The sequence below is a fragment of the Dyella sp. genome (genome assembly GCF_035503745.1).
In the GTDB taxonomy this organism is placed as follows: Bacteria; Pseudomonadota; Gammaproteobacteria; order Xanthomonadales; family Rhodanobacteraceae; genus Dyella_B.
In genome coordinates, this window is record NZ_DATJTC010000021.1 from 39,588 (window position 1) to 66,091 (window position 26,504).

Annotated in this window: 29 protein-coding genes; 16 read left to right on the top strand and 13 right to left on the bottom strand. The window is 61.2% G+C overall.

What is annotated here, in order from left to right:
* Positions 1-208: 208 nt before the first annotated feature.
* Entirely contained in the window at positions 209-1,186 is a 978-nt protein-coding gene (locus VME63_RS08545; protein WP_325432263.1) for a GlxA family transcriptional regulator, read from the bottom strand.
* A gap of 122 nt (positions 1,187-1,308) precedes the next feature.
* Between VME63_RS08545 and VME63_RS08550 the strand changes: the two genes are divergently transcribed.
* The 4 genes from VME63_RS08550 (at position 1,309) to VME63_RS08565 (ending at position 4,133) form a co-directional block, all read left to right on the top strand.
* Positions 1,309-1,950, top strand: a complete 642-nt coding sequence (locus VME63_RS08550) for an HD domain-containing protein (protein WP_325432264.1) — start codon at positions 1,309-1,311, stop codon at positions 1,948-1,950.
* Positions 1,951-2,245: 295 nt separating this feature from the next.
* Positions 2,246-2,740: a DNA starvation/stationary phase protection protein gene (locus tag VME63_RS08555; RefSeq protein WP_325432266.1), complete on the top strand. Its 495-nt coding sequence runs from the start codon at positions 2,246-2,248 to the stop codon at positions 2,738-2,740.
* A gap of 201 nt (positions 2,741-2,941) precedes the next feature.
* Positions 2,942-3,193: a hypothetical protein gene (locus VME63_RS08560; protein WP_325432268.1), complete on the top strand. Its 252-nt coding sequence runs from the start codon at positions 2,942-2,944 to the stop codon at positions 3,191-3,193.
* Positions 3,194-3,416: 223 nt separating this feature from the next.
* Positions 3,417-4,133, top strand: coding sequence for an HAD-IA family hydrolase (locus VME63_RS08565; RefSeq protein WP_325432270.1), 717 nt, complete (start codon positions 3,417-3,419; stop codon positions 4,131-4,133).
* Between the two features lie 139 nt (positions 4,134-4,272).
* Here the strand turns inward: VME63_RS08565 and VME63_RS08570 are convergent, their stop codons facing one another.
* Positions 4,273-4,572, bottom strand: a complete 300-nt coding sequence (locus VME63_RS08570; protein WP_325432272.1) for a hypothetical protein — start codon at positions 4,570-4,572, stop codon at positions 4,273-4,275.
* 470 nt (positions 4,573-5,042) lie between these two features.
* Between VME63_RS08570 and VME63_RS08575 the strand changes: the two genes are divergently transcribed.
* The 3 genes from VME63_RS08575 (at position 5,043) to VME63_RS08585 (ending at position 8,350) form a co-directional block, all read left to right on the top strand.
* Positions 5,043-6,179 carry an acyltransferase gene (locus VME63_RS08575; RefSeq protein ID WP_325432274.1) on the top strand — a complete coding sequence of 379 codons (1,137 nt, stop codon included), beginning with the start codon at positions 5,043-5,045 and terminating at the stop codon, positions 6,177-6,179.
* Between the two features lie 121 nt (positions 6,180-6,300).
* Complete coding sequence (locus tag VME63_RS08580) at positions 6,301-7,290, top strand: aldo/keto reductase (protein WP_325432276.1); 990 nt, start codon at positions 6,301-6,303, stop codon at positions 7,288-7,290.
* 208 nt (positions 7,291-7,498) lie between these two features.
* Positions 7,499-8,350, top strand: coding sequence for a DUF2306 domain-containing protein (locus tag VME63_RS08585; RefSeq protein WP_325432278.1), 852 nt, complete (start codon positions 7,499-7,501; stop codon positions 8,348-8,350).
* A 496-nt stretch (positions 8,351-8,846) separates the two neighbouring features.
* Here VME63_RS08585 and VME63_RS08590 read toward each other — a convergent pair whose 3' ends face one another.
* Positions 8,847-9,095 carry a hypothetical protein gene (locus VME63_RS08590; protein WP_325432280.1) on the bottom strand — a complete coding sequence of 83 codons (249 nt, stop codon included), beginning with the start codon at positions 9,093-9,095 and terminating at the stop codon, positions 8,847-8,849.
* Between the two features lie 184 nt (positions 9,096-9,279).
* Between VME63_RS08590 and VME63_RS08595 the strand changes: the two genes are divergently transcribed.
* Entirely contained in the window at positions 9,280-9,588 is a 309-nt protein-coding gene (locus tag VME63_RS08595; RefSeq protein WP_325432282.1) for a DUF3761 domain-containing protein, read from the top strand.
* 264 nt (positions 9,589-9,852) lie between these two features.
* Here VME63_RS08595 and VME63_RS08600 read toward each other — a convergent pair whose 3' ends face one another.
* The 3 genes from VME63_RS08600 to VME63_RS08610 form a co-directional block, all read right to left on the bottom strand.
* Complete coding sequence (locus VME63_RS08600; protein WP_325432284.1) at positions 9,853-10,110, bottom strand: hypothetical protein; 258 nt, start codon at positions 10,108-10,110, stop codon at positions 9,853-9,855.
* Positions 10,111-10,233: 123 nt separating this feature from the next.
* Positions 10,234-10,506 (bottom strand): hypothetical protein, encoded by a 273-nt coding sequence (locus VME63_RS08605; RefSeq protein WP_325432286.1) that lies wholly within the window; start codon positions 10,504-10,506, stop codon positions 10,234-10,236.
* Positions 10,506-11,099, bottom strand: coding sequence for a hypothetical protein (locus tag VME63_RS08610; RefSeq protein WP_325432288.1), 594 nt, complete (start codon positions 11,097-11,099; stop codon positions 10,506-10,508). The genes VME63_RS08605 and VME63_RS08610 overlap by 1 nt, the downstream gene beginning before the upstream one ends.
* A gap of 216 nt (positions 11,100-11,315) precedes the next feature.
* Between VME63_RS08610 and VME63_RS08615 the strand changes: the two genes are divergently transcribed.
* On the top strand, positions 11,316-12,461 hold the full coding sequence (locus VME63_RS08615) for an acyltransferase (RefSeq protein ID WP_325432290.1): 1,146 nt from the start codon (positions 11,316-11,318) through the stop codon (positions 12,459-12,461).
* 26 nt (positions 12,462-12,487) lie between these two features.
* Here VME63_RS08615 and VME63_RS08620 read toward each other — a convergent pair whose 3' ends face one another.
* Complete coding sequence (locus VME63_RS08620; RefSeq protein WP_325432292.1) at positions 12,488-13,207, bottom strand: CerR family C-terminal domain-containing protein; 720 nt, start codon at positions 13,205-13,207, stop codon at positions 12,488-12,490.
* Between the two features lie 95 nt (positions 13,208-13,302).
* On the opposite strand from VME63_RS08620, the gene VME63_RS08625 reads away from it, so the two are divergent.
* The 4 genes from VME63_RS08625 to VME63_RS08640 all read left to right on the top strand — a co-directional run bounded on the left by VME63_RS08625 (position 13,303) and on the right by VME63_RS08640 (position 18,150).
* The gene (locus VME63_RS08625; RefSeq protein ID WP_325432294.1) at positions 13,303-14,436 is read left to right on the top strand and encodes an HlyD family secretion protein; all 1,134 of its coding nucleotides are present in this window, start codon (positions 13,303-13,305) and stop codon (positions 14,434-14,436) included.
* Complete coding sequence (locus VME63_RS08630) at positions 14,429-16,012, top strand: MDR family MFS transporter (protein ID WP_325432296.1); 1,584 nt, start codon at positions 14,429-14,431, stop codon at positions 16,010-16,012. Before VME63_RS08625 ends, VME63_RS08630 begins: the two co-directional genes overlap by 8 nt.
* A gap of 10 nt (positions 16,013-16,022) precedes the next feature.
* Positions 16,023-17,558 carry an efflux transporter outer membrane subunit gene (locus VME63_RS08635; protein WP_325432298.1) on the top strand — a complete coding sequence of 512 codons (1,536 nt, stop codon included), beginning with the start codon at positions 16,023-16,025 and terminating at the stop codon, positions 17,556-17,558.
* A 193-nt stretch (positions 17,559-17,751) separates the two neighbouring features.
* Complete coding sequence (locus VME63_RS08640; protein WP_325432300.1) at positions 17,752-18,150, top strand: DUF6632 domain-containing protein; 399 nt, start codon at positions 17,752-17,754, stop codon at positions 18,148-18,150.
* Between the two features lie 272 nt (positions 18,151-18,422).
* Here the strand turns inward: VME63_RS08640 and VME63_RS08645 are convergent, their stop codons facing one another.
* Entirely contained in the window at positions 18,423-19,262 is an 840-nt protein-coding gene (locus VME63_RS08645; protein WP_325432302.1) for a hypothetical protein, read from the bottom strand.
* Positions 19,263-19,760: 498 nt separating this feature from the next.
* Entirely contained in the window at positions 19,761-20,657 is an 897-nt protein-coding gene (locus VME63_RS08650) for a LysR family transcriptional regulator (RefSeq protein ID WP_325432304.1), read from the bottom strand.
* A 116-nt stretch (positions 20,658-20,773) separates the two neighbouring features.
* Here VME63_RS08650 and VME63_RS08655 point away from each other — a divergent pair, with 116 nt between their 5' ends.
* On the top strand, positions 20,774-21,322 hold the full coding sequence (locus tag VME63_RS08655) for a peroxidase-related enzyme (RefSeq protein WP_325432305.1): 549 nt from the start codon (positions 20,774-20,776) through the stop codon (positions 21,320-21,322).
* Positions 21,323-21,382: 60 nt separating this feature from the next.
* Here the strand turns inward: VME63_RS08655 and VME63_RS08660 are convergent, their stop codons facing one another.
* Positions 21,383-21,988, bottom strand: a complete 606-nt coding sequence (locus VME63_RS08660; RefSeq protein WP_325432306.1) for a TetR/AcrR family transcriptional regulator — start codon at positions 21,986-21,988, stop codon at positions 21,383-21,385.
* Between the two features lie 365 nt (positions 21,989-22,353).
* Here VME63_RS08660 and VME63_RS08665 point away from each other — a divergent pair, with 365 nt between their 5' ends.
* Both VME63_RS08665 and VME63_RS08670 read left to right on the top strand, forming a co-directional pair.
* Complete coding sequence (locus tag VME63_RS08665; RefSeq protein ID WP_325432308.1) at positions 22,354-22,914, top strand: sigma-70 family RNA polymerase sigma factor; 561 nt, start codon at positions 22,354-22,356, stop codon at positions 22,912-22,914.
* Positions 22,911-23,552 (top strand): DUF1109 domain-containing protein, encoded by a 642-nt coding sequence (locus tag VME63_RS08670; RefSeq protein WP_325432310.1) that lies wholly within the window; start codon positions 22,911-22,913, stop codon positions 23,550-23,552. The genes VME63_RS08665 and VME63_RS08670 overlap by 4 nt, the downstream gene beginning before the upstream one ends.
* Before the next feature lie 122 nt (positions 23,553-23,674).
* Here the strand turns inward: VME63_RS08670 and VME63_RS08675 are convergent, their stop codons facing one another.
* From VME63_RS08675 to VME63_RS08685, 3 genes are read right to left on the bottom strand one after another with little or no spacing between them, the layout of a single operon-like run.
* Entirely contained in the window at positions 23,675-25,276 is a 1,602-nt protein-coding gene (locus VME63_RS08675; RefSeq protein WP_325432312.1) for a methyl-accepting chemotaxis protein, read from the bottom strand.
* A 46-nt stretch (positions 25,277-25,322) separates the two neighbouring features.
* On the bottom strand, positions 25,323-25,883 hold the full coding sequence (locus tag VME63_RS08680) for a DoxX family protein (protein ID WP_325432314.1): 561 nt from the start codon (positions 25,881-25,883) through the stop codon (positions 25,323-25,325).
* Between the two features lie 4 nt (positions 25,884-25,887).
* Entirely contained in the window at positions 25,888-26,172 is a 285-nt protein-coding gene (locus VME63_RS08685) for a DUF2282 domain-containing protein (protein WP_325432315.1), read from the bottom strand.
* Positions 26,173-26,504: the final 332 nt, after the last annotated feature.

Genomic DNA, 26,504 nt, shown 5'->3' on the forward strand with positions numbered 1-26,504 from the left:
GCTTTGGTGCCAATGGCTTGGATCGCGCGCCTCATAGGCCTCGATTCTGCAACTTGGACTTGCTGCTCGATAGGGTGCTGCACCGCATGCGTAGCCTTTGCGCTGACCGATTTGCCAAGTCATATCATGACATTTGGATAAGATAAAGCGCAGCCATGCGGTTCGCATGCCGCCATCGGTCTGTCAATCCCGGAAGGAACCGGCGCATCTACGCGCCGGGCTCTTCGGGCTGCGCGGCATGCTGTTTACGATACGCAGCGGGCGTTACGCCAACATGCTTCTGAAACGCCCTGCGCAACGTGTCGGCATTGGCAAAGCCGCATTTGGATGCCACCAGCTTGGGCGTGTCGTGCCCGTTTTCCAGCAATGCGCGCGCGGCGGTTACGCGCGTCTGCTCCACCCATGCGGCCGGCGTGATGCCGACCTCGGCGTGGAACAGCCGCGCAAAATGCCGTGCGCTCAATCCCGCGTGCTTGGCCATGCCGGCGATGCTGTGCTGCAGATCCGGATTGGCCGCGACCCAGCGCTGCACTTCCTGCAGCACCGAACGCCCCATCGGTCGCGTTTCGCCTTTGCGGCTGAATTGCAATTGGCCGCCGGGCCGCTTGAAGAACATCACCAACTGCGCCGCGACGCGCTTGGCGATATCGCGCCCGAGATCTTCTTCCACCAACACCAGCGCAAGGTCCAGGCCTGCCGTCACACCCGCTGCGGTGCGCAGCTTACGGTCGCGCACGTAGAGCGCGTCGGTGTCGATGTTGACGCGGGGATACGCGCGCGCCAGATCTTCGGCCGCCGCCCAGTGCGTGGTGATGTGGTGCCCGTCCAGCAGGCCGGTGGAAGCAAGCGCGAAAGCGCCCGTGCAGATGGAACCATAGCGGCGACTGCGCAAGGCCATCGCGCGCAGCCACTTCAGCACCTGCGGCGCCAACGCCACCCGGCCGGCGTTGGGCGCGCCGGCGACCAGCAAGGTATCCACGCGCTCGCCCCATTGGCCCACGATGCCATCGGGCAGCAGGCGCACGCCGGACGAGCTGCGCAGCGGACCAGGCTCGCAGGCGATCACCCGCAGCGCGTAGAACGCCTCCTGCGCCTCGATATTGGCCTGCGCAAACACGTCCAGCGGACCGGAAACGTCCAATAACTGGACGCCGGGCAAAGCAACGACGGCAATGGTCCTGGCCATGGGCAAGATGATCCTCTGCTGCGTCCGCATCACACGCGAAATGGCAGTATATGACGTATAGCGCCTATTGAGGACAGCGGGGGCCGCACAGAGAATGGATTCACCCCCTAGGAGAACCCATCATGTCCCTCTCGCTCAACGGCATTACCGTCCCCGACAGCCAACTGGCGCGCGAAATCACCGAAGTGGTGCGCGATACCGTCACGCCGCTGCTCTTTCATCATTCCAGCCGCGTGTATTACTTCGGCGCGCTGGCCGGCAAGCGCCGTGGCTTGAAGTTCGACCCGGAGTTGCTCTACGCCGGCGCCATGTTCCACGACATGGGCCTGATGCCCAAGCACAGCAGCGCCACCGAACGCTTCGAGGTGGACGGCGCCAACGCCGCGCGCGATTTCCTCAACCGCCACGGCATCGCCCAGCAAGATGTCGACACGGTTTGGACGGCTATCGCCTTGCACACCACGCCCGGCGTTCCACAGCACATGCATCCGGTGATCGCGCTGGTCACGGCCGGCGTGGAAATGGACGTGCTTGGCTTGGCCTACGATCAGTACAGCGAGGCCGAACGCCAAGCCATCGTGCGCACACATCCGCGTGGCAACCAGTTCAAGGAAGACATCATCCAGAGCTTCTACACCGGCATTAAACACAAGCCGGCCACCACCTTCGGCAATGTCAAAGCCGACGTGATTGCCGACAAGGAGCCGCATTTCCACGCCGGCAATTTCTGCAGCGTGATCCGCGGTTCGGCCTGGGCTGCGTAACACCAGCCGATGGAGCGATCGATCCATAGCCTGCGTCAATGCCTTCGACATTAACTTTCAATTTCTCGTGCAGCTCGTTGCTGGCTAGGATCGACTCGCAGCTTGCCTATCGCCGATCGTGAAGCAGTCCGTTTTGACGAACGCACTCGCTCAGCCGTGGGCCCGCACGATGCACGTGCATCGTCCATCGAATCAATGAGAACACCGCCATGAACGACACAACTCAATCCCCCGCCGTCGCCCGGCCGGCCGAAGAACAGTGCAAAACCCAGGGAGGCCTGTGATGGATACGACCGTGACCAAATCATCCGCCCGCACCGGCGCAAGTACCGGCGGTTTCAGCGCCGCGGCGGTGGCCGCGCTATCGGCCAGCCTCAACCGCAATCTTGCGGATCTGTTCGCGCTGTACTTCAAGACCAAAAACTTCCACTGGCACATGAGCGGCCCGCATTTCCGCGACTATCACCTGCTGCTGGACGAGCAAAGCGCGCAGATTCTGGCAGCCACCGACCCACTCGCCGAACGCGTGCGCAAGCTTGGCGGCACCACCTTGCGTTCAATGGCGCACGCCAAGAGCCTGCAAAGTACGCTCGACAATGAAGAAGATGCAATGCCTCCGCCGGACATGCTGGCCGAGCTGCTTGAGGACAACCAGCAGCTGGCCGTCAACCTGCGCGAAACGCATGAACTGTGCGAGCAGCACGGCGACGTGGCCTCGGCCAGCCTGATCGAAAACTGGATCGACGAAGCGGAAGGCCGCGCATGGTTCCTCGCCGAGGCGGGTGCCTGAGCGAAACAGCGACGCAGCCCCCCCCGCGTCAGGCAACCCAGGGAAGGTAGGCGCGCGGCAAGGAAGCGCCGCGCCGGGCCAGCCGTTTCCATCTCCCTGCGGGCAAGCGAGGGATCCCTTAAGAAGAAACCAACCTTGCCGCGCGCAAAATACCCATCGCCTGGCGCATCACCAGGCCATGCTGAAAAGAGGCGGGCACTTATGATTTCGACCTTCTTCCTGATCGATGCCGTTTCTTCAACAACAGAACAACTCGATGAGGCCCCCGAACTGCTTGAACGCGGCGGCATCCTTTTCTCCTTGCGCGGCGGCCCACGCACGCCCCAGCCGACCGGCAACCATGTGTGGGACCCCGTTGCCGTTTACGCGCCGGACGAGCTGAGCGAAGAAGAATTCCAGGCGCTATTCGAAGCCAGCCGCGCCCACATCGACGAGCTCAACCTCAAGTACTGACAGCTCGCACCACGTGACACCACACAGTACCGCCAAGGCGCGATGCCGCCGATCCCATGTGGATCCATGGCTTTAACATCCGCCACGCCTACCGTGTGACATAACGAAAAGATCAGAGATCGGCCATAGCGTTGCCCTTTGCATCGAACATGCTTGCGTGCCGACTCGTATCATTGGTGCCCGCACCGCACGCTTGACCTTAAATAACCGCCGCCCACTCCCCATGCCCGAACCCATCCACGCCCACCAGCGCGTCGCCCTGTTCGACCTTGACGGCACGCTCATCGACGCCGTGCCGGACATCCTTCCCGCCATCAATCACGTGATGGATATCCAGCATCTGGCACATGTGACCTATGACGAAGCCACCGCACTGATGGGCGATGGCCTGCACCAGTTCGCGCTGCGCGCATTCCAGCGGCGCGGCGCCATGCCGGGTGACGAAGACATCGCCACATTCGCCCGGCGCTACGCTCGCCATGCCGCGGTACACACGCGGCTTTACCCCGGCGTGGCCACCACGTTGCAGGTGCTTGCCGACAACGGCTGGCGACTGGTCGTGTGCAGCAACAAGAGTGAAGCGGTGGCCGAGGATATCCTCGTGCAACTGGGTATCCGCCCTTACTTCGCCGTTGTGTGCGGCGGCGATACGGTAATCGCGCGCAAACCCGATCCACGCCACTTGCAGGAAGCGCTGTCGCGCGCGGGCGGCGCGCCGGACCAGGCCGTGATGATCGGCGATTACCAGGCCGATGTATGGGCCGCACGCACGCTTGGCGTTCCTTGCGTTTTCGCCGCCTGGGGCTACGGCCAGAAAGACATGGGCACCCAAGCCACCCGCATTGCCGCGCAGTTCAGCGACCTGCCTGCACTGCTGGATGAGGTGCTGCCTTTGGCAATAACGCACCGCCAGCCGATGGCAGCGCCTCCCATGCGTTGAAACGTACGGTCAGCCCCCAACGGAACCCCTCGGCGGCTGACCTGAACGCCGTCGATTTCTCAAGGAGGCGTGCCCCCACCCACACGCCTCGATCCAGGACAAACAGTGCAGCTCGCTTCCAATACGCGCCGGTCGAAACTCATACGCAATGGGCCGGTACCGCGATACCAAGAAACTGCGCGGCAAGCTTCAGCTGTGTCAACGGCATGTGATAACACGCGTGCCCGATCCACAACGCCTCGCCATCGGTGTGGCGGCCGATCCAGGCGTCCTTGTGATCGAACGGCGTAAAGGCCAGCACCTTGGGAATGTGCAGCAGGCTGCCGAGAAACATGAGGATGGCCTGGAAATCGCCGGTACCCTGCTTGGTATGACGGGAAAGGATCAGCACTACACCGGGCGCCACCGTCAACTCGATTTTCTTGTCAGGCTCGCTCACCGCAAAGACTCCTCGCACCGCACCCGTATCAACGATCGGCATCGGCGCGTGCGCTTGTTGCCCCCATCATCTTCCGGTTTCCCTAAATACAAAGTGCGCGTGTTGTGAAGGCGCTGCCATCAGAAGACTCCTAAACGCTTGCTTGCCGTCGGCCAGGCTTGCCATCTACGAGGATGGCTGTCATCGGGCTGTTGTAGGCGCGCTGGCGGTCCAAAGCGATGCCTGCAACGACACCTGGCGAGGCAACCAAAAGGCCTGGCACTCATCGCCGAGCCCGTAAATTCATAAGCCATTGCCACATAAAGACTTTTAATTGGCGGCTAAAACTGCCTCCCAGGCCACGCACGGGGCGGCGTCAGCACCCATGCGTCACATGCTTGAATCGCGCCGGCATACTTGTTAAATCACTTGGTCATAAGCTGCCCAGTTAGGTTTATCGGTCGATTCATCCTTTCCGCCCGTGGTGCTTAGTGACGAATAACACCAAGACGCTTGCCTCCACCTTGATGCGTGGAAACAACAATTTCGACCTGGTGCGCCTGCTTGCAGCGACGGGCGTGATGGTCAGCCACTCCTTCGCGTTGCGCACCGGTGCCGGCCGCGAATGGGGTCTGCTGTTCACCGGGCGCGAAACCATCGGCAGCATGGCCGTTTTCGCCTTCTTCCTGATCAGCGGCATGCTGGTGACGGCCAGTTTCATCAAGCAGCGCTCCGCCCTGCGCTTCGCCGCATCGCGTGCCTTGCGCATCTGGCCGGGCGCGATCGTCTGCGCCCTGTTCATCGCATTCGTGGTGGGGCCGGTTTTCTACAACGGCACGCTGACCAGTTACTTCGCCAATGCCACCATGCACCGCTGGCTGCTGCACAACGCCACGCTGCTCGGTGGTGTGATGGGTTTTGACGGCGTGCTGCCAGGCGTGTTTCCGCACAATCGCATCCCCGGCTTCGTCAGCGGCACGATCTGGTCGCTCCCCGTGGAATTGGAATGCTACGTAATGGTGCTGGCGCTGGGCCTGCTTGGCGTTTTGAAATCGCGCACGGCAACGGCCGTCGCCATCGGCTTGCTCGCCTTCGTGTTTTTCCATATTGCAAAGCAGCCACCTACGCATCTGACCCTGGCTGGCTTTTTTATACTGCCGCCGGGCTACTCGCTTTATCCCGTGCCTTTTTTCATGTTGGGCATGTTGCTCTACACCTATCGCGACCGCATCGTGCTGCATTGGCTGCCAGCGATGGTGCTGATCGCACTTTATGTCGCCAATCGCCATGACGTGGACGGCGCGCTGCTGCTGTACCCGGCATTCGTCTATGCCGTGCTGTGGTTTTCCTCGCTACGCTCGCTGCAACGCCTGCGGCCCAGGCACGATTATTCCTACGGCATCTACCTTTACGGCTTCGTCGTGCAGCAGGCGGTGGAGGATCTATTCCCGGCGTGGAACAACTTCGAGAACGTCGCGCTGGCGATACCTATTGCCGCGGTACTGGCTGCGTTCTCCTGGCACTTCATCGAACGGCCGTGTCTTGCGTGGGTCCGGCGCAACGAGCGGATCGATCGGCCGGATGCGCTGCAGGCCTATGCAGGGCAGTCCGCACCGATCCAGAGTTGAGCCTCCATTCACGCCTCGCCACCGCTTTCACGCGATTTTTGCGACAATCGCGCATCGTTAGGGTGCCTCGCCAATCACCTGCGCACCGCTACGCGCCACGCATCGCCAGGACACGCAAGTCATGACATTACCTGCACGCAAACTCGGCAACCAGGGTTTAACCGTTTCTGCCATCGGCCTTGGCTGCATGGGCATGAGCCAATCCTACGGTCCGGCCGACGAGGCCGAATCCATTGCCACCGTGCATCGGGCGATCGAACTGGGCTGCACGTTTCTCGATACGGCCGAAGTGTATGGCCCGTTCGTCAATGAAGAACTGCTGGGCCGCGCGCTGGCCGGCAAGCGCGATCAGGTGACGCTGGCCACCAAGTTCGGCTTCAAGATCGTCGATGGCAAGACCGCCGGCACCGACAGCCGCCCCGAGCACATCCGCGAAGTGGTCGATGCATCGCTCAAGCGCCTGCGCACCGATCACATCGACCTGCTGTACCAGCACCGTGTGGACCGCAATGTGCCCATCGAAGACGTGGCCGGCACCGTGGGGGATCTGGTGAAACAAGGCAAGGTGCGTTTCCTGGGGCTGTCTGAAGCCGGTGTCGAAACGATTCGCCGCGCGCACGCCGTGCATCCCATCACCGCCTTGCAGAGCGAATATTCGCTATGGGAGCGCAATCTCGAACAGGGCATCATCCCTTTGCTGCATGAACTGGGCATCGGCCTGGTGGCGTTCTCGCCGCTGGGGCGCGGTTTTCTTACCGGCGAAGTAAAACGCGCCGAGGACTACCCCGATACCGATTTCCGCCGCAACGATCCACGCTACCAGGGCAAGAATTACGACGCCAACGTGCAGGCCGCGCAGGTGGTGCGCGACATCGCCACGAGCCTGCACGCGAAACCCGGCCAGATCGCGCTGGCCTGGATCCTGCGCAAGGACCAGCACATCGTGCCGATTCCCGGCACCAAGCGCCGCAGTTATCTGGAAGAAAACATCGCGGCCGCCTCCCTCGCGCTCGACGATGCTCAGATGAAAGCGCTGGACGAAGCGCTGGCACCGGGCAGTATTTCCGGCCCACGTTACAACGACAAGATGATGGCCATGGTGGATCGCTGAGCATTGGTTCGTGCACTTGCGCGGAGTGTTTTTGCGCAGCAAAGCACTTCGCCCTTCGCGCATGTCCCGGTCATTCAAAGTCACGCCATGTTCACGCCCTGACCGATAACGGCCCATACTTCGACTGGTGCTGGCAGCCTCCCCTTTCCTGCCTCTAGAATCCCTTGGCTGACGTTTGATATTTTCATCCGACGCATGGGGGACATCCGTGGCCGAAGGCATGCTTGCCACCGCGAACAGCAGCCCGCCGGCGCCTGCCGGATCGTGGGCGACGCGCCTGTTCGACTTCAGCAGCCGCGCGCTGGCCGTCACTACCTGGCTGAGCTGCGGCCTGTTCGGCTTGTACATCCTCGTCTTCTACGCCGGCGCCCTCGCCTCGCTCTCGGCGGCGCGCTGGAACAACGTATTGCCCGGCCTCTACACCGGCTCGCATACCGCCGCGACCTACGGCATGGGCATCCATTTCGCCGCGGGCGGCACGATCCTCGCCATGGGTTTCATCCAGTTGCTTGGCGGTATCCGCGCAAAAATGCCGGCCCTGCACCGCTGGCTGGGCCGTGTCTACGTCACCGCCGCCATCCTCGCCGGCCTCGGCGGCCTGGCGTTCATCGTCACCTCCGGCACCATCGGCGGCATCACCATGAACCTGGGCTTTGGCCTCTACGGCATACTGATGGTTTGTTGTGCCGTGCAGGCCTACCGCCATGCACGGGCGCGCCAATTCAGCACGCACCGCCAATGGGCCATCCGCCTGTTCGCGCTGGCCATCGGCTCGTGGCTCTACCGCATGGAGTACGCCATCTGGTTTCTCGCCACGCATAAACTCGGGCACACCCACAACTTCCACGGGCCGTTCGACGCCATCATGGCGTTCTTTTTCTACGTACCTAATCTGGCCGTCGCAGAAATTTATCTGCGTGGCGCTTCCGCCAAGGCCGGGCCGGTGTTCAAGCTGGCGGGTGCGTTGATATTGAGCGTCGTCGTGGGCGTGCTGATGGTGGCGACCTATTTCTTTGCCACCAAGTATTGGTGGCCGGCGATCATTAACGGAAGCGCCTGACGGCTCCGCGGATTAACCGCCTCAACCACCGGCGAAAATTGTTCCAAGCGTGCGGGTGACGACTCCGGCCACATCGGTGCCCATCTCATTTGCTTTCCAGGTAACCCGCAAATGCTTTCACGCGGGCCACGCCTTGAAGCTCATCCCAACAAGCTTGCCTGCCGCAATCCGCGCTTGGAGCTGGGTCTTGGCGCTTTCGTTGGCGATGCCCGCCTTGATCTCGTTCACCCACTGCATGTTGCCGAGCTTGTAGACATACTCGGCGCGATCGCGTTCAAGGCCGCGCGCATATCGTCGGCGTGGTAGCCCAATTGCTTGAACGGATCTTCCTTCGTCGCCTGCTTTGCCATCGTTCAGTCCTTGGCGCTATGGGCCTGCGAAAAACGAAACGGAGGCACCAGAAACCGTCTGCTCGACCTTATCCGGCTTACTCCGTTTTGAAAAACGACACACCACGTATCGCAGCCGCTACCGTGCTTCCGGCTTGTGCGTATCGTCACGCATTGAAGTAGCGATCGATCACCGTATGCGCCGCATCCAGCACTTCCTGCGCAGTGTGCCCGCAGGCTTTCTGGCGTCCGGGCAGGAGACCGGGCGTGACATCCATCTTCACCCATTGCAGCAAACCTTTGGGCTCATGCCTGGAGGGTAGCGCGAAGTGCGCGTAGTACACGTCATCGCGCGAGCTGTAGCCATAGCGAATCTCGATGTCTTTGTACATCTCGATCTGCGGACCGGTGTCCATGGCCCCGCTCCCTGTTGGTCGGTTGCACCCCATCCTGCGCGGCCGGCCGCTGGATGTCCAGATGCATGGCTTTGCGGAACGGCCGCGACCTTCGCCGCATGTCTGCCGGAGGTTGCCCGAGCGCGATCCGCCTGGCAGGCACCTTGCATGCGTACTGCGAACAGGATCGCTCCAGGGGGAGTGTATGCATAGGCAGATTGGCTTGTTTTTGGCGCTGGCCCTTGGACTTGGCGCCACCGCCATGGGGCAGCAGGCCCAGCCCGACAGTTCGTCGCAAGGGACGCGCAGCGTCAGTCATGACGCTACCTCGTTGGTCGAGCAAGGCAACTACGTAAACCGCGATGGCGCGATCGTGCATCGCCCGGCGCATACCGTTTCAGGTGCCGCCCCGGCCGGCGCCTCGGCACAATGCCGGGACGGCAGCTACAGTTTCAGCCTGCATCACAGCGGCACGTGCTCGCATCACGGCGGTGTCGCGCGATGGCTTAAATAGCCCAAGGAAAAGCGTGGCCGAATGAGTGCGACGGATCAGTCCGGCATCGCGGGCGGCGGCAACACGCAACACCGCAAGGAGCCTACCCCTTTCATCCAACGCGTTAAGTCCCTCATCACTTCCCCTGTGGATGGCGAGCAAGCCCACGAACCACGATACCGTCGCGGTGGATCATGCGTGCTACCGCCGCCATATCACCGCAACCGTGCATGGCCTGTTCCGAGCAAAGATAAGCCCGTGCCGTGCCGCAAGCGGAGAAGGCGCTCAGACTCGCTCCATGTACAACACCTGATGGGGATGATGCTCCCTGATGGTCTCCACCGCAGCCTGGACGCACGACGCATCGGAAGGATCAATCCAGTACAGGAAATCGGTCAAGCTGACCCCTTCAGATCGCCACCTATCAAGATCGGCAGCATCCAAAAGACCCTGATTCACCCAGACCGGGGCGTTGTTTCCCCTGGCGAGGTCGAGCATCTCGGCCACGCCATGCCTGGTGAGCGCAAAGAAGACCACCTGCACCTCCCTCATTGCCTTGATGTAAAAACCGCCCTAAGCGCTGCGGACAGTTCTAGCTTGCAACGTGCGCGGCGATATCGATGCCGTTCGCTTGCATGGATCGGCACCTGCGAAGGCAAGAACGGCTTACGCTCTGGCGACAAACTCGATGTCGGACTGTTTCACCTGAACGTCCACCCCTGCTTCCGATTCAAGAATAAACAAAGGTTCGGGTTCAACCGTAATGAGCGACACCAGCGAACCGAAGAAGCCGGCCCATTGGCCCTTTACGACACGCACGTAGTCGTTGTGCATGAATGACACGCCGGCCATTTCTTCTCGATCGAGGAATGCTTGACCGACATCCACGAATTTCAACTCCCGCAAGAACGCACGCGCTGTTGCTCGATGCTGCGCCATCACGCCGTCGTATCGACAAACACCCCGCGCAGGCCGGCGATACCGCTTTCGCCGATTTGCTGCGCCAGCGCCTGCAAAAACGCGGGCAGGCTCGGTGCCGTGCCGCTTGAGACCTCGTTGGGCAACACGCCCATCGACGTCCAGAGGTTCTGGAACACGCCGGTCAAATTGCCCGAGCCGTTCGCGGCGGGTGAAGCACCGCCGGCAACCGAACCCAGTGCCTGGGCCAGGTTGGAGAAATTTGCCGCGACATTCTTGTACTGCTGCAACTGCGGCGATGCTTTTTGCTGCTGCAGCTGAGAGGCCGCCGGTGCGTTGTTGCCGCGCGCGTCTGCGTCCGTGCCGCTGGCCGCCGCTACGGTGGTGGCAGCCACCGCGGATGCCTTGCCCGGCATGCCGGTCAGACCCAGCTGTGAAAGCGCTGCCGCAACCGCCGCGGCCATCTGGCTTGCACCTTGCGTGGAGACATCCGTCGAGGCAATCGAAGCCGGCGTCACCGACCTGCCCGGCACCTTTTTAGGGTGCAGGTATAACGGCGCGACTAGCCCGCTGATGGGCTGCGACTGAGTACTGCTTACGCTGGAAATACTCATGGCAGGCGGCCCTGCGGGCGGACGGTGGACCGGGCCTATCTTACTTGCCCTTTGCGTGTTGCGCTAAGGCCCGCGCCGGGGCCGGCAGCAAGCATGCCGCCACCGCCTCTGGCGCCGATGAGCCGGGAAAAAGGCAGCATGAAGGCAATCCATCCAAAGCCGTCATCGGAGCCCCGCCTTCCCCTATGCTCGCCCACGGTCTCAGGGAGGAAACACATGCACCGCATACCCGGTCTGGATCTGTTGCGCGCCGTGGCGATCCTGTCGGTGATGTGCACCCATGCGTGGATTGCCGGTGGCATGGGCTACGGCTTCGGCTGGATCCAAGACGACGGCTGGATGGGCGTGGACCTGTTCTTTGTGCTCAGCGGCTACCTGATCGGGCGGCAGTTGCTGCTGCGCTACCAGCGCACCGGCAAGGTGGACCTCAAAACGTTTTACCGCCAGCGCGCCTACCGCATCCTGCCTGCGTACCTGGCCATGCTGGCGCTGCTTTTCCTGATCCCCACCCTGCGGGAACAGGCGGCGATGCAGCCGATGTGGCAATTTCTTACGTTCACCATGAACCTGCTGATCGACCCGAGCCGTTTGCACACGTTCTCGTCGGCGTGGTCGCTGTGCGTGGAAGAACACTTTTATCTGGTGTTTCCGTTGATGGTCACCGTCATGGCACCGGGCGCCAGCGTCAAGCGCGTGCTGGCGGTGCTGTTCGGCCTGATGCTGGCCGGCCTGGCATGGCGCGGTTTTGCGTGGTGGCAATCGGCGGCGCCCAGCAACGACGGCAGCGGTGTGCTGGACATGAACCTGCGCCGCTACATGGCGCTGATCTATTACCCCACCTATGCGCGCCTGGATGGTTTGCTGTGCGGCGTGGGGCTTGCGATCTTGAACGTCTATCGCCCGTCGCTATGGCAGCGCCTGCAGCGTCACGCCAATGCGCTCGCATTGGCCGGGTGCGTCACGGTGACGGTCGCGGCCTGGCTATTTCAGGACATCCTGACCTTTGCCGCATGCACGGTGGGGTTTCCGATCCTGTCCTTTGGCCTGGCGTTGCTGGTGGCCGCCGCCGCGAGTCCGGATGGCGCGCTGGCGCGGATAAGGTTGCCCGGCATCCGCTGGATCGCGACCATTTCATACAGCCTGTACCTATGCCACAAAGCGGTGCTGAAACTCGCCTGGACACATCTTCCGGATGCGCTCAGCCATCGCGGCACGCTCACCTTTATGTGCTGCGCGCTGGCCGCTTTTGCCGCGGCGGCGTTGCTGCATTATCTCGTCGAACGCCCGTTTCTACGGCTGCGCGATCGCGGCCAATGGAAAGCGACGGCGCTCCGTGCCCGCGAAGCAGGGGATGCCGCGTGAGGGCGCAAACGCCCCACAGTACCCCTCTATGGCAGCGCCTTGGGCCGCTTTCCCGCCTCATGCCAGCTGAGCAACAGCGTGCGCGTCTGCTCGTGCACGGCGGCCTTGATCAACGCACCTTTCTCCGCATCGATTTCCTTCCACTTCAGCAGATCCAGACAGGCGCCGGGCGGATAGTAGAACGCCAGCACCATGCCCTTGAGCGTAAGCATGCGGATGCGCACGAGGGTGTCGTTGGGGCGCGCGCTCATGATGCGCGCAAGCAACGCGCACACCAGCTTGTTGATCGGCTCGCGAATTTTCTGCTGCAGCATTTCAGAGGCGACCTTGGGCGACTCGCCGGCCATCTCCCTGCCGATCAGGCGCCCTTTGGAAAAATGGTGCTGCGTTACCACGCTGTCCAGCGTGACGGTCTGGAAGCATAGATAGGCCTCGATCAGCGCATCGATGCCGGCGTCGTTCTTCAGTGCATCGTTGGCCTGCTTGATGGATGGCGCGTAGCGCGCGTGCAGGTCGTCGGTGATGTATTGGGCGCAAGCCTTGTACAGGCCTTGTTTGTTCCCGAAGTAATACTGCAACGCCGGTGCATTGACCCCGGCGGCGGCGGCGATGTCGCGCGTGGACGCGCCGTCGAACCCATGTTCGCCGAACAACTGGATGGCGGCGTCGATGATGCGCTGGCGGGTTTCGTCGCCCCGGGCATAGCCGCCTGCGGGCGGGCGGCGAAGGCGCTTGGCTTGGGTCATGAGAATTCTCCATCGATGACCAAAGATAACATTTGACAAAAATATACCGACTGGAATAACTTTTCCAGCTGGAATAATTTCAGGGTGAAAAGGCAATGCCTGCTTCCAACGCAAACGCGCCGGCTGACGCATCCCGTGTCTCGTCCGGGGCGCCGCCGCGACGCAAGGTGCCGGGCTTCCTGCTGCCGGTCGGCATCGTGCTGGCACTGGTGGGCATCGTGGCACTGGCCTACTGGTGGTTGGTCGGGCGCTTTATCCAAAGCACTGACGACGCCTACCTGCAGGCCGACAGCGTCACGGTGGCACCCAAGGTCAGCGGCTACGTCACCGACGTGTATGTGGGCGACAACGCCTCGGTGAAGGCCGGCGAACCGCTGGTGCGGCTGGATGGCCGCCAGTATCAGGCCGCGCTGGACCAGGCCAACGCCACGGTCGATGCGCGCAATGCCGACATCCTGCGCGCGCAAGCCGGCATCGTGCAGCAGCGGGCGGCCATCGAGCAGGCGCGCGCGCAACTGCTAGAGGCGCAGGTCAGCCTCAAGCATGCCCAGGACGAAGTGCGCCGCTACGGCCCGCTGGCCAAGACCGGCGCCGAAAGCGGCGACCAGTATTCGATCCTGCTAAGCAACCGCGACCAGGCCCGCGCCAGCGTGAGCGCGGACAAAGCCGCGCTGGACCAGGCCCTGGCCCGGGTGGCCGACCTCAATGCGCAGATCGCCCAGGCGCGCGCGCAACTGGAAGCGGCGCAAGCATCGGCCAAGCAATCGCAACTGGATCTGCAGGACACCGTGGTGCGCAGTGCGCTGCCCGGCCGCGTGGGCGATCGCACCGTGCGCGTGGGCCAATACGCACAACCAGGCACGCGCCTGATGACGGTGGTGCCGGTGCAAAGCATCTACCTCACCGCCAATTTCAAGGAAACGCAGATCGGCCGCATGCGCCCGGGCCAGTCGGCCCAGGTGCACGTCGATGCCCTGCCCGATGCCGACCTGCACGGCGTGGTCGATAGCTTCGCACCCGGCACCGGCTCGGAATTCGCGCTGCTGCCGCCGGAAAACGCCACCGGCAACTTCACCAAGATCGTGCAGCGCGTGCCGGTGCGCATCCGCATCGATGCCGACGAGGCAACGCTCAAGCGACTGGTGCCGGGCCTGTCCGTAACGGTGGACGTGGACACGCGTTCGGATGTCCATACGCAATCGTCCGCGACGGACAACACGCATGGCTGAAGCCACCGCCAGTCCAGTGCCGCATCCGGAAGAACGCGCCACCGTCGCGGACTGGATCGCCGTGGCGGCCGGTTCGCTCGGCGCGCTGATGGCGACGCTGGACATCTCCATCACCAACTCGGCACTGCCGCAGATCCAGGGCGAAATCGGCGCCACGGGCACCGAGGGCACCTGGATTTCCACCGGCTACCTGATGTCGGAAATCGTGATCATCCCGCTGGCGGCGTGGCTCACGCGGGTGTTCGGCCTGCGCAACTTCCTGCTTGGCTGCGCGGTGTTGTTCATCCTGTTTTCGATGATGTGCGGCCTGTCGCACACGCTGATCGCGATGATCATCGGCCGCATCGGCCAGGGCCTGACCGGCGGCGCGATGATCCCCACCGCACAGACCATCATCCGTACGCGCCTGCCGATGTCGCAATTGCCCATCGGCATGACCGCGTTCGGCCTGATCGTGCTGCTGGGTCCCCTTCTGGGCCCGGTGCTCGGCGGCTGGCTGACGGAAAACATCAGCTGGAGCTGGTGCTTCTTCATCAACCTGCCGGTATGCATCGGCTTGATCACACTGCTGATCGCCGGCCTGCCATCGGCGCCGTTGCATCTTGAAGCACTCAGACAGGCCGACTGGCTGGGCATTGTGGGTTTGTCGGCCGGCCTGAGTTCGTTGACGGTGGTGCTGGAAGAAGGCCAGCGCGAGCGCTGGTTCGAATCGGACATGATCGTGTGGCTCAGCGTGGTGTCGGCCTTGGGAATGCTGCTGATTGCCATTTCGCAGTTCACCGCCAAGCGGCCGGTGATGCGCCTGAGCCTGCTGGGCAATGCGCGCTACGCCAGCGTGATTTTCATTGTGCTGGTGGTGGGCGCGGCGCTATATGGCGTGATCTACCTCATCCCGCAGTTTCTCGGTCTGATCGCCGGCTACAACGCCGAGCAGTCCGGCTGGGTGATGCTGATCTCAGGCGTGCCGGCGTTCATGGTGATGCCGATCCTGCCGCGCCTGTTGGGCCGGGTGGATTTCCGCATCCTGGTCATCATCGGCCTGATGTGTTTCGTGATCAGCTGCATGCTGGACATCCACCTCACCGCGCAGAGCGTCGGACACGATTTCTTCTGGTCGCAGCTGGTGCGCGGCGCAGGACAGATGCTGGCGATGATGCCGCTCAACCAGGCCTCGATGGCCGCCGTGTCACGCGAGGATTCGGGCGATGCCGCCGGCATCTACAACATGGCGCGCAATCTGGGCGGCTCCATTGGCCTGGCAATCATCGGCACGGTGATCGACCGCCGCAACACCTTCCACGTCGCGGCCATCCGCCAATCGCTGACCGCCAATTCCGTGCTGGGCCAGGAGCGCATCGCCGCCAGCGCGGCCGGCTGGTTCGCGCGCACCGGCGACATGGCTTATTCGCACATGCGCGCGCTGGCGCAACTGGCCGAACAGATCCAGCAGCAGGCCATGGTGATGACCTTTTCCGAAGTTTTTTACCTGCTGGGAATCGCCCTGCTGTGCTGTGTTCCGCTCGCGCTGCTGCTGAAAACGCCGCGCTACCACGCGCCGGCCAGCGGCGGCCACTGAGGATACCTTGATGCCGATGACTCGCCTGCGCCACCTGCGCCTTCCCGTTTCCGCCGCCGTGGTCGCCACGACCATGCTCGCCGGCTGCACCGTTGGCCCCGACTATCGCGGTGCGCCCGACGTCGCCGGCGGCGCCATCCATGCCCGCAGCTTCGTGCGCGCACCGGCCAACGTCGTAGAGCCAGGGCCTTCGCCCAGCCGCTGGTGGGAAGCGCTCAACGATCCGCAGTTGAATACGCTGATCAACCAGGCCTTGAAGAACAACCCCGACCTGCACGCCGCACAGGCACGCCTGCGTCAATCGCGCGCGCAACTGCAACAGCAGCGTGCGGCGCAAGCGCCCACGGTATCGGCCGATGCTGCCGCGCTGCGCATGCGCTCACCGGACCTTTCCAGTCTGGAAGGATCTTCGCAGCAATCGTCCAGCAGTTCGCAGTCCACCGGACAAAACGCGCAAACCAGCGGCACTTCGCAAGGCCGCGGCCCATTGCAGTTCTACACGGCGGGGTTCGATGCCTCGTGGGAAATCGACATCTTCGGCGGCACGCGCCGCGCCATCGAGGCTGCATCCGCGCAAGCCGAAGCGGTGGATGCCGACCTCGCCGACACGCAAGTATCGCTCGCCGCCGAAGTAGCGCAGGCCTACATCGACCTGCGAAGCGAGCAGCAGCGTCTCGCCCTGGCCAACCAGTCGGCCGCGCTCGAACAAAAAACGCTCGACCTGATCCGCCAGCAGCGGGCGCGCGGTGTCGTGCCCGATGCCGATGTGGAACGGCAAACCACGCAAGTGGAAAACACCAAGGCCACACTGATTCCGCTGGACGAGCAGATCACCGAATCGCTCGACCAGCTCGCCGTGCTCACCGGCCAGGCACCCGGCGCACTCGATCAGCAACTTTCCACACCGGCACCACTGCCCGTGCTGCCCACGTCCGTATCGGTGAGCGATCCGGCGGCATTGTTGAAGCAGCGCCCCGACATCCGCGCCGCCGAACGCCGCCTGGCCGCCAGCACCGCACAGATCGGGCAGCACGAAGCGGACCTGTTCCCCAAAGTCAACCTGCTTGGCTACATCGGCACCGACGCCGCCGACCCCGGCCACCTGATGCGCAAGAGCGCCTTTACCTGGCTCGGCGCACCCTACCTGCAATGGGACGTGCTGGACTTCGGCCGCACCCGCGGCCAGATCCGGCAGGCCAAGGCCGGCCGCGAAGAAGCTGAAGCCAACTACACGCAGACCGTGCTTGCCGCCCTGCAGGACGCCAACAACGCCCTCTCCCGCTACGGCCACCAGCGCGAAAGCGTCGCGCGCCTGCAAACCATCGAGGCCTCGGCCGACCGCTCATCCACCCTGATGCGCCAGCGCTACGCTGCCGGCGCTTCCTCGCTGATCGACCTGTTGGATACCGAACGCTTGCAGTTCAACGCGCAGCAGAATCTGGTTCAAGGCAATGCGCAACTGATCAAGGATTTTGTATCGCTGCAGAAGAGCCTTGGGCTGGGGTGGAGTTCAGAGCAGGCAACGACGGCACAAGCGCGCGAATAACGCACGCATCATCCGATGCAGGGCTGCGGCACCGTCCATTCGGGCGGGTGCACCACGCGAAAACTGGCAAACCGGCCGCCTGCGAGCGCACAATCCAGCCTGGCAATGCATAGTGATTTTCGCAGCAAGTTTCATGCCTTTTCAGGGGACGCACTGGGTGCAACGGCACTCGCATACCCGGGGAGCATCGACCATGAACATTGCACAGCGCATGAGCCTTCTCAAGACCGTGTTGCGGATCGTGGGAATCCTCTTTTTTCTGATCTACCCGCTTATGCTGGTATGGCCATCGGGTTGGACATGGCATACCGGCTATTCCGATTACCCGATGATGATCGTGGGAATCTATGCCACCTTGGGTGTGTTTCTTCTTCGTGCTTCCAGCGATCCGCTCAGTCATCTGAGCCTGATATGGTTCACGGTCTGGTCCAGCGTCGTGCATGGGCTGATCATGACGGCGCAAGCGCTGGCCTCGGCGGAGCATCACGGGCATCTCATTGGCGATGTGCCGGCGCTTTTTGTCATCGCCATCGCACTGGCCTGGCTGACACCCAGGCACGGCCAATCGAAACCGATTGGCGCGACACCGTAGCTGAGGGTTCCTGGCGAAGGGAGCAGACCAAGAGCGTGCTTGGCCAATCCGCTGGCGAATCGATATAACGACCAGCACGCCAGCCGCCATGGCGAGATGCCTGGCCTTCTCGGCAGTCATGAGATTTGGCCTTCCCATCCACGAAGTGCCCTACGGCAAATGCGTTGCCTTACACTAACCGTCGCCAAGGCGTGAGGCCAACGTTTTTCTACGGTGAGGGCACTCAATTTTGCGCGATTGATCCGAAAAAGAAATTCCCAGATAAGGCCGATCTACGACTCGCGCTTGCTGGCGCTAAGCTTCCAAAGCGTATAGGAATTTCTTGGCATTACTCGCTGATAGGATTCCTTGAAATCCATGGCATTACGGAAGTAGTTCAAATTCCACCCGTTCACCATTTCAACAGGGTCGCTGTCCTTTTTGTTGCGGTCTGCGAAGACCTCGCTCACCACCATGAATGGATCTTCACGGTCCTTCGATTTTATGAGAACGGCTACGGCATGGACCGACCACCAGCCATCGGGTCGATCTTTGGGGTTCTTTGTATACACCAATATCATGCCTTCCCCAGGCGCAAAGTTTTCGCGATTGGCGTCTTTAGAAGCAGTCAATTTTTTAAGTCTAAATTTTAGATATGCCACCGTGGGCAAATCCATGCCTACTGGTTTCTTCAATTTTTTGCATTCGCCGTCTTCATTTACTTCGACATCCATTTCTCCATCGATATCAAACGAACTGTCTTGACCGATGGACATAGAGACAACAGCCCCCATTCCATTAGGAATGCATTGCACCTCATGCGTATTAGCGAATATGCATTTGATGACGTGCTCGGCGCTCTCAATACACGTATCGGGTAGCTGCACGGGCGCCTTTACGCATTTTTGGAACATCGCAATGACAGGCGGACGCCTCGCTCTGGTGATGGTGTACTCCTCAGGCTCTCCGTCTTTCAGGATATAGGGGCCTGCCTTGATCTCACATTTCTTTTTTTGGATGGCAAAAGTGCCGTCAGCGAATTTAATGAGGATGCAATTAACGGTTGTCTCAGCATCAAGCTCAGCAGTGTCAGACTTTTTCCGGACCTTGGCCTTGTAAAATTTAACGGTCACGACTTTCTCCATGGTTGGCACTAATGTGCATGGTCATTCCTACACCCGAGGCTTGTATCCCTTCTCGTATTTTTGGTTACCGTTACTTGCGTACCAACTCAGTAACCCGCCGCCTCCCGCGAGGAGTGCCTGCAGCGATCGTCAGCCCGACTATCTTGATGCGCGGCTACATTCCGGCCAGACAAAACCAAGCGCGCCATCTGCGGTCCATCAAAGCGCGCACGCTGGGACACGGCCGATGCCAGACCGCGTCGGCATGCAACTTTGCACACAACAGCATAGGTAAACAGTTGGCAATCGTTTTCAGATGCCGGCGCCCCCTAAGCACCCCCTCGTTCACACATTTTCATGACATATCGCGCGTGAAAGCGAGATCAATGCGCTGCCCGGCATTTTGGCCCAAACGAGTGTGGCCTGCGTAAGTTTTTGATTGGACGGCAACAGGATGGCCAGGTGATTGGCAGCTGACTACGACGGTTGCATGAACATCACGCGGCGCTAAAAAGAGGAAACGCGTCTTAGACGTGGAACGGTAAAGTCAAGAAAAGCGCGAAGCTTCAAAGGTAATCGCCCCTGACCGGCGTGTACCAGGTGAATGGGCAGTGCCGGCGGCTCGAATGCCTCCAGGACGACCTTGAGCTTTTTTTCCTTAACGTGCCGGGCAATCTGGTAGCTGAGGACACGGGTGACACCGATGCCTGCGATCGCAGCCTCTATCGCTGCCTCCGCGGAATTGACAACCAGTCGCGCCCGAACCGGGGTCGAAACGGGCTGGTTGTTTTCAGCAAACAACCAGGCGTGGGATGGCAGCGCACCTTCAAAGGCTACGCATGCATGCGCAAATAGATCGCCCGGACGGACCGGTGGACGGTGACGTTTGAAGTACTCCGGACTGGCGCAAACCACTTGGCGTGCAGCACCTACCGGAAGGGCGACCAAGCCGCTGTCCGGCAATTGGCCTACACGCACGGCGATGTCCACATGTTCCTCGATCAAATTGATCCATCGATCCACGAATACGGCACGGATGTTGATGTTGGGGTAGGCCTTGAGGAAATCGTTGATGATGGGGAGGACGTGCATGCGTCCCAGGACCACCGGCGCGGTCAGAACCAGGTCGCCCTTGGGCTCTGTGTATTCGCCTGCGACAAGTTTCTCTGCCTGTTCGACTTCTTCGAGTATCCGCTTGCACGTCGCGACATAGGCTTCGCCTGCTTCGGTCAGCGTGAGCCGCCGCGTTGAGCGAATGATCAATCGCGTTTGGAGGTGTTTTTCCAAATCGGCCAGTTTTCGACTCACGGTAGCCAGGGGCATGTTCAAGTGGCGGGCTGCCGCCGACAGGCTTCCGGCGTTTGCTATATCGACCAGCACCTGCATGGCTTCCAGGCGGTCCATGGTATTTTCCGAATAATGAAATAATTATTCCAAAATATGCCATCTAGTACCGAATTTCGGTAGTGGCTACCTTGGTCTCACCGCCGGAGTTACCGGCTTTGACCAGGAAATTTGCCATGTCTCGTATCGCCACTCCCGCTTCGATCGATGCCTCTCTCGCCCAGTCCAAGCCGCTGTTGGAAGGGGTACAGAAACAGCTTGGCGTCGTGCCGAACATGTTCCGCCTCATCGGGACAAGCCCGGCCTCCCTGGAGGCTTTCATGGGCCTGTTCGGAGGCTTGAGCAAAGGCAGCCTCCCACCGGCCACGCGCGAACGCATCGCGCTGGCGGTGGCACAGATCAATGGCTGCAGCTACTGCCTGTCCGCCCACACCTATCTTGGCAAGCATGTCGCCAAGCTCGATGACGCGGAGATCACCGCCAACCGTAACGGCGCATCCAACGACCTTTATGCCGATGCGGCTGTCCGTTTCGCCGCCAAGGTGACGCTAAATCGCGGCCAGGTATCTCAGCATGACCTGGACGCCGTCCGCGTGGCCGGCTACGAGGACGCCCAAATCATCGAAATCGTTCTTCACGTAGCGCTCAATACCCTCACCAACTACATCAATGAAGTGGCTGGAACCGACATCGACTTTCCCGTCGTATCGGCGAAGGTTGCATGATGAATGGGTGCCGGCGATCGCCTCGCCGGCACGCCTGTGCAGCAGGCCGCGTAGCCGGGACTATTTGTGCTGGCTGCTGCGGCTGGGTTTCAGGAGATCCAGCGCCGGACGTGCGAGCCCCTCCAATAGCGCGCGCTCCGGGCGTGTTCGGGCAAGCACCCGTATGCCCAGGTGCACGCCCAGCAGGAGCCGGGCCAGGTCCTCGGCGGACTGCGACGACGGTATCTCGCCGGTGCGCTGCCCCGCCTGTATGCATCGGCGAAAGAACGCTTCAACCTTGGCAAGCACTTCGGCGATTGTCGCCTGGAAGTCCGGATCATGAGGGGCAACTTCCAACGCGGAATTGACCAGCAGGCATCCCTTTCGATCTTCGTCCTGAACGGAGCGATCGATGATCTCGCGGAAGAAGGCCTCCAGTGCGGCCCTAGGCGCCAACCCATGTTCAAAGCGCCCCACCCGGTCGCCGAAGCTTGTTTCGACATAGTGCGCAAGCGCACGGCGAAAAAGAGTGCGTTTGTCCCCGAACGCATTGTAAAGGCTCGCCCCGGTTATCCCCATGCTCTGCGCCAGGTCACGAACAGAGGTGGCCTCATAGCCATACATCCAAAACTGCTGCATCGCCGCGTCAAGTACAGCTGTTTCATCGAATTCGCGCGGGCGAGCCATAGCACCTCTTCTAAGCGTCAGCCTTGAATTGATACGACGCTTTGATATTCTAAATCAATTGTTCTAAAACTGCCGCCGGCCACAGCCATGAATGACAGGAGTAAACGCGAATGCACCGCCGCCGGCTCTAAACGGGCCTGGACCGGCTCCGCCGCCTTGTGGTTAGGGCACGAAGGGGCAAAGTCCGTCCTGCATGCAGCACATGGGGACGCCGGCCAAGGCACGGCGACCTGCCCCATCCGGAGCCGCCGCTCACGACCTGGGACGGCCGCATGCGACCGGGACAATGCCACGGCGCGGCATGCCCGTTTCGCACGCCCGAATGGGACCATGGCCCAGGCAGTACGAGACCACACTGCGTTGTGATGGAGCGTGCCACGGTGTATTCGGAAGAGGCTCGATTAAAGGCACTGTTCGTTAGCAGCCTGGATGGCGACGCCGTCAGCTACCGGCTCTTTTTAAGCGATCTGACACGCTACTTGCGCGGTTACCTGCGCAAGCGCATCCCCAAGATGCGCGAAGACATCGAAGACTTGATTCAGGAAACGTTGCTGGCTGTGCATCACGCGCGGCACACCTATCGACCTGAGGAGCCTTTGACCGCGTGGATCCATGCGATCGCGCGCTACAAATTGATGGATTTCTTTCGCGCACGCGCGCGGCGCGATTCACTGAATGATCCGATCGACGATCACCAAGAAATTTTTTCATCGCCGGACGATGAACCCCAAGACGCGCGCCGGGATATACGCACATTGCTGGACTACCTGCCCGACAAACAGCGCCTATCTATCCTCCATGTTAAACTGCAAGGCATGTCCATCGCTGAAACTGCCACGCTTTTGGGACTGTCGGAATCGGCCGTAAAAGTAAACGTGCATCGCGGTATCAAAGCACTTGCCGCACGGATGCGGGAGGCGCCATGAGGACCGAAGACCTCGTCGAGCTGCTTTCCACGGAAATGGGGCCAGTCAAGAAGAACACGCCACCGCTGCTCGTAAGCGGTGCGCTGCTGGTCGCGCTGGCCGGGGCGTTCGTGTTGATGCTAACCGTTTTCGGCATGCGCCCCGATCTGGCAAGCGCTATCAAAACCCCCATTTTTTGGGAGAAGCTTGCCTTTCCATTGAGCCTGAGCGTGGGCGCGTTACTTGCCACCAGCCGGCTGGGTCGTCCTGGGGGCACCATCGGCGTGGGCTGGGCTTTCCTGATCCTGCCCGTGTTGTGCGTATGGATTGCCGGTATCGTGGTCGTATCCGGCGCGGCGCCCGCGGATAGGGCTCTGGCGTTGTTGGGGCATTCCTGGCGGTCGTGCCCTTTCAATATTTTGCTGCTATCCATCCCCGGCTTCATCGCCATCTTTTACGCCATGACAAAACTTGCGCCGACGCATCTGCGCTGGGCAGGCGCTGCGTCAGGCATGCTCGCCGGAACCGTGGCCACCGTGGCGTACTGCTTTCACTGCCCCGAAATGAGTCCGGCTTTCTGGAGCATCTGGTACGTCCTTGGCATGGTGCTGGTCTCTGCCATCGGCGCATTGCTGGGACGCCGGCTGCTGCGCTGGTAGCGGGGCCGCTGTTCTGCCACAGCCGCCGACCCAATCTCCATCGCTCGGGCTGCTAATTCCATCGCATGGCCCGCTAGGCTGTTCACACTATTGGCGTAGCCCGCCAATAGTGTGAACAGGCCCTAGGCCACGCGCGCTGACCATTCGATCAAGGCGGCGCCGGAATCCGGGCTATCGTGAATCTGAAAGACGCTTACCGCGTCAACCAGTCGGCCCGCGTCCCCTTCCAGCGCCCCCGCGGCGTCGGCCGTGCGTTGAACGAGCGAAGCATTCTGTTGGGTTGCCTTATCCAGATCGGCCACGACATGACTTACATGCGCAATCGCGCCGGACTGTTCGGATGTGGCCGCCGCAACACGCTTCATCGTCGCGCTGACCCGCTCGACGGAGCTGACGATCTGGTTCATGGCCGTGTTCGCCTCCAAAGCCTGGCGCGCACCCGACTGTACCGACTCGCTCGAGGCTTCGATCAGCGTCTTAATTTCCTTGGCCGACTGCGCACTGCGCAACGCCAAAGAGCGTACCTCGCTGGCGACGACTGAAAAACCTTTACCGTGCTCGCCGGCACGCGCGGCCTCGACAGCGGCATTGAGCGCCAAGATATTCGTCTGGAAGGCGATGCCTTCGATAAGGCCTACGATTTCGGCAATGCGGCTGGCGTTCTCCGACACCGCATCCATCGTCGATGCGACTTGAGATACTTTTTCACTGCCCAATACCGCCTCGGCACGCGCCTCACTTGCCAAGGTGTCGGCTTGAAGGGTATTGGAAGCATTTTGACGCACCGCCTCGGCCAACTGCCCCAGCGTTACAGAAGCTTGTTGCAGCGATGTTGCCTGGCGTCGTGTCTGACCGGACAGTTCCCGATTATCGCTGGAAATGTGCTGGATGCCGTAGGTGACGTCATTGGTGCCCTGTCGAATGGTGGCGACGGTTTGCACAAGATCGGACTGCATCACGTTCAGCGCCGCATAAAGCGCGCCGATTTCATTTCTGGAGCGACTTTCGATCGCAATACTCAAATTACCCGTGGCAATGCGCTGAAAGGTTTGCGTCACCTCGCGCAAAGGCCGCAGAAGCACGCGGTAGATGAGCTGCCAATAAAGAAGCAGCAGAAAAACCGAAAGCCCCGCCATGATCACCGCTACGTGTCCGTTTCGCAGCGCGCGCCCGTCCGATTGCGCCTTCAACGCATCGCGATGCCGTTTTGCCGCTTCAATGGCATCGCGCAGCGTGGATTGGAAAGTGGAATCGGCCTTCTCGGCACCGCTGGTAGCGGCCACGTAGTCGTTCAAAGAGACGTCATAGAGCGCCTCTTCGCGGACACCGAGAATGTCGGTGTACTTGGTATAGGCATCGCTTATGCGATGGACTTCATCGGCGGAAGCATCGTTACCGGAGACGTTCGCACTCCAGGACTTGAACAGCTTGTCCGCCTGCATCCGCAGCGCCGACGCGCGGCGCGTATAGTTTGTTGCGGCAACCTGATTGCCACGCTGAAGGTTAATGTAAGCACTGTCCATGCTCACCAGCGTCGACAGCAACAGGCGCTGTATTTCGTGCAGCGGCTCGATGTCGCTGGTGGACAGGCGGTCCAGATCGCCCACGATCTGCGTTGCCTCCCGCGCATCAACCCATGCCTGCGCGACCGACCACCATAGCGCCAGGGAAAACAGCCCGAGAAAACACAACAACCACGTCCGTATCGTCAACTTCGCCAACATAATCCTGTCCCCCAGGGCGCCTGCCGCCACAAACCTTCTTTTCGCGTTACTTGATGCCAAACACCTTGTCGAGCGAGATTTTTCCGCCGCCACGCCCAATCAGATACAGCATCGGCACAGCCCATGACAGATGCGTTGGCCACGCATCGGGATACACGAACACCTCAATCACCGTGGTCATGCCCAAAAGCGCCAGCGCAGCGCCCCGTGTGAACAGACCAAGCACCAGCAGCAACGGGAAAAAGTGTTCGGAATAGGCAGCGACGTGGGCGGCGATTTCCGGGCGCACAAAGGGCAGTCGATAGTCGGTGCGGAACAATTCATACGTTCCCGGCTTCAACGTCAAAAACCCCGTGACCTTGGTTCGACCGGACAAGAAGAAAATGGCCGCAATCGAGAACCGGCATGCCAGGGCCAACAGTGAGTGGCCAATCAGGTGCGAGACCCTCTCGGCGCCGCGGTTCCAGGCCTCAAACCGGCGAAGGCGCGGTGCGGGAGAGACCAAGGCATTTGCAATTTCCATGTCGAACTCCGGAATGGATATGGATTTAGTGATGAGCCCGATGAGGAGGATCCGAAGATCACTCCGCACCAGGTCCAGTGGCATCAGGTCAGGGCGCGGTGGGGGTCAGCGAACCATGGCCCTTGGGCGTCTTGATCGACGTGCAGGTACCGGCCGGCACGTTCTTCCACGCATTGCCTTGATAATCCTTCGCCGACGTTCCCGCGCACGTGGTGCCAGCGCCCGCCTTGCAGTCGTTCTGGCCGGCCAAGGCAACGCCGTAGCACTTTTCCACCTTCTGGCCGCCGTCATCGCTAGGCTGCGGTTGCGCGAAAGCACTGGTGGCCAGGGAGGCAATGAGGATCGCCGTAGCGGAAAGCGTGATCTTGTTCATCGGAGTAATTCCTTTGGAATGGGATGTCAGTGACACAGCCGCAGCCTCTCCCCTCGTCAAGCTTCGCGCGAGGCGTGGTATCTGCTAACCGTTTCGAAGAGGTAGTTCGAAGGATCCGATGACGCGGTTACAACACTTCCGCATGAGAGCGCCAGGTTTTATCGGCGAATGCCTGCGTCAAAGGATTGACGTCCCAGCGATGGATGCCCGTAACTTTTAGCGGTCTTTGACCGAACCCTTTTTTTAAGGCCCTCTTCTCGCGTCGCGAGTCTTTGGGGGAGGCCTATAGCAGTTGGATCGTGGATGCCGTACTGATATGCGCATGAAAACGC